Source organism: Streptomyces flavofungini (assembly GCF_041028215.1).
GTDB lineage: Bacteria > Actinomycetota > Actinomycetes > Streptomycetales > Streptomycetaceae > Streptomyces > Streptomyces flavofungini_B.
Genome location: NZ_JASKYR010000932.1, coordinates 1 through 3,147 on the forward strand (window position 1 = coordinate 1; position 3,147 = coordinate 3,147).

The following is a 3,147-nucleotide window of genomic DNA, read 5'->3' on the forward strand; positions in this document are numbered from 1 at the left end:
CGTACATGCCTAGGCACGAGAGGAGAGACTCAACCCGGACCCTTTCCAATTAGGTTAGGCTTAGCTAATAAATTCCAGTCGTGACCCAGCGGTGCGCGCATCGCCAAGGGAGGGATATCACCCATGGGCTTGCCTGTCGTCGCCTCGTATCCGATGCCGGATCGCACCGCCCTCTCCCGGTCGCGCATCGTCGAGTTTGTCGACAACGTCGCGACCCTACGAGGGCTGGCGCCAGCGCTCGGCGTGCCGGTCGCCTTCAACCCGGAGCCGGTCGGGTCGGGTCGGGTCGGGGAGCCTCCCGGGCAGCGTGAGCTCGTCACCGACGTGTGGGACCCGGGCATAGGGGGCGAGCCGGATGCCGCGGCGAGCAGCCTCCACCTGCGCAGGGAGCCTAAGAGCGCGTAATGGCTGAGGGGTGACGCCCGGCAGAGTGACGCCGGTGGTCAGTTCAAGACAGGCCTCGCATTCGGCACTCGGCGCCACTCAGCAGCAGTACACGCCCGCTGGAGCAGAACGCAGCACGGTACGAAGCAGCACCGCACGGCACGGCGCAGCACGGCAAGGCGCAGCACCGCACGGCACGGCAAGGCGCAGCACGGTTCGAAGCAACACACGGACAGCCACGAGAGAAGACGGAGACCATGACTGAACGGGCCGCGACGGCCGGGGCGTGTGACCATATCGACGCCGACGGAGAGAGCTTCCGTCAGCTGGTGTCACATCCGGACTCGAACCTCTCCACGGGATCACTTCTCCGGCAGGACGGTGCGTCTGTCCGGCCGGAGGAACTGCAAGGCAGCACAGTGGTCATCAAGTTCGGCGGCCACGCCATGGTGGACGCCGCTCTCCAGCAGTCGTTCGCCCAGGACATCGTGGACCTCTGGCACGCGGGCATGCGTCCGGTCATCGTGCACGGGGGTGGGCCGCAGATCAACGCGATGCTCGACCGGCTCGGCCTGGAGACCCGTTTCGAGGCGGGCCTGCGGGTGACCACGCCGGAGACCATGGAGGTTGTGCGCATGGTCCTAACGGGCCGTGTGCAGCGGGAGTTGGTCGGGCACATCAATGCCCATGGGCCCTTCGCCGTGGGCCTGACGGGCGAGGACGCGCACACGATGACAGCGGTGCGGAGGACGGCCCGGGTAGACGGCCGCCCCGTGGACATCGGCCTCGTCGGCGACATCGTGGACGTCAACCCGGCCACGGTGCGAACGCTGCTGGAGCAGGGGCACATACCGGTGGTCTCCCCCGTGGCACGCGGCGAGGACGATCAGGTCTACAACGTCAACGCCGATTTGGCCGCGTCGGCCCTCGCCGTGGCTCTCGACGCCGAGCGGCTGGTCATGCTCACCGATGTGGAGGGGCTGTACGCGGACTGGCCGCACAGTACCGACGTCATCGAGCGCCTGACGGCCGGTGCGTTGGACGGGATGCTGCCGGGGTTGGCGAGCGGGATGCTGCCGAAGATGGAGGGTTGCCTTCGAGCCGTTCGCGGGGGCGTGCGGAAGGCGCATGTGCTGGACGGGCGCATGCCGCACGCGGTGCTGCGGGGCGTTCTGGACGAGACCAGTCCCGGCACCACCGTGGTACCCGACGCGCCCAGCGCGCCCAGCGCACGCATAGCGCCCGGAACTAGCACACATGTCACACGTGTCATACCTGCCGCACCCGTCGCACCCGGCGCACCTCAAACCTCTCAAACCTCTCAGGCCCCTCAGCCACCTCAGCAGGCACCCAAAGCACCTGACATACCCAGCGCGCCCGGCGCCCCGGCCGATGCCACCACCCTGATAGCCGGTTCCGGGTCACCTGCCGGTGCCGCCGCCGCAGGGGCCTGACGACCGCCTGGTTGTCACTGGGTCGCCGCGAGCTCCGCTATGGCCAGTGGCCGGACGAATACCTGGGCGTTGCGGCGAGGGTCGAGCGACTTCGCCCAGGTTGGTGGGGCCAGGAGCGCGGTCGTGGGGGTGAAGCCGTGGCGGATGAAGAGGTCGCCATCGCCGGTCGTCGCCGTGAACAGGGCGTTGAGGGAGCGGGCGTGTGCCTCGCGCAGGGCGGCGCGCAGGAGTTCGGCGCCGACTCCGCGGCCCTGGCGATGGTCGGCCACGCAGAAGTTGTACAGGACGCCCGCCTGCTCCTGGTGGTCGGCGGCGACGGGGGCAAAGCCAGGCGTTGAAGCGGGGCCGGACACGGGGCCGGACGCGGGGCCGGAACCGGACGCCGAGGCGGAGCCGCAGGCGGGGGTGAACGAGGAAGCGGCACCGCAGGCGTGGACGCTCAGCCCCACGCATCCCTCGATCTCGCCTTCGGGGGTTATCAGGACGAGGAATTCGGCGGCCTGCGCGGCGTAGAGCGAGGAGGGACGTGCTCGCAGGGCTCCTGAGCGCGCGAAGGGCTCGGACAGGGCGGCGAGTGCGGGGGCGTCCTCCTCGCGGGCCGAACGTACGAAGGAGGGCGGTGCGGAAAGCGGCGTAGCCGTGATCAAGGCGTTCCTTCCTCGGTTCCACGAGCGGAATGCAAATCAGGTTAGCCTTACCTAAGTTTGGAGATCAAATGAGGTTCTGCCGAGGGGCCCCTGAAGCAGGGGGCCGCGTTGCCCTACTTCCGCTCCTTGTCCTGCGCCTCTTGCAGCTTCTACGCCGTCTTCATCTCCCCGTGCGCCAACTGCCCCACCACCGCCTCCCCCTCTCGACGTCGCAGCCACCTCGATGTCTCCGATTCGGGACACGTCCACGGACCGGGGGTCGTCGCCGAGTACGGCCAAGTCGGCGCGTTTGCCGGGGGTGAGGGTGCCGAGGCTGTTCTCCCAGTGGCAGGCGTAGGCGCCGGCGACGGTGTAGGCGTGGAGGGCCTCGTCGACGGTGAGCGACTCGGCCGGGCCGATCGCCTGGCCGGACTCGGAGGTGCGTTCGACCATGAACTGGATGGCGCGGAGCGGGGACCCGTCCGTGACCGGACGGTCGGAGCTGCCGACGAGCCGGGCGCCGGGGCGCGGCCGGAGGCGCTGGGCGCGTTCGAGGGCCTCCAGGGCGATGTCGGCCGCGCGGTCGCCGATCGCGTGGACGGCGAGCTGCCACCCGGCGAGGTGACCGTCCACGATGGTGTCGGCGAGCGCGTCGGGGTCGTCCTGCAACTGGCCGGTGTGCG

2 protein-coding genes and 1 pseudogene are annotated in these 3,147 nt (G+C 69.5%); 1 reads left to right on the forward strand and 2 read right to left on the reverse strand.

The window, feature by feature from the left end; genetic code table 11:
* Positions 1 to 788: 788 nt before the first annotated feature.
* Positions 789 to 1,595, forward strand: a pseudogene (gene argB / locus AB8Z36_RS36725) (acetylglutamate kinase); the annotation flags it as partial.
* Positions 1,596 to 1,852: 257 nt separating this feature from the next.
* Here the strand turns inward: argB and AB8Z36_RS36730 are convergent.
* Together AB8Z36_RS36730 and AB8Z36_RS36735 are read right to left on the reverse strand one after the other, a co-directional pair.
* Positions 1,853 to 2,485, reverse strand: a complete 633-nt coding sequence (locus tag AB8Z36_RS36730; protein ID WP_369217723.1) for a GNAT family N-acetyltransferase — start codon at positions 2,483 to 2,485, stop codon at positions 1,853 to 1,855.
* 51 nt (positions 2,486 to 2,536) lie between these two features.
* A partial coding sequence (locus AB8Z36_RS36735) for an amidohydrolase family protein (protein WP_369217724.1) occupies positions 2,537 to 3,147 on the reverse strand: 611 nt, incomplete at its 5' end.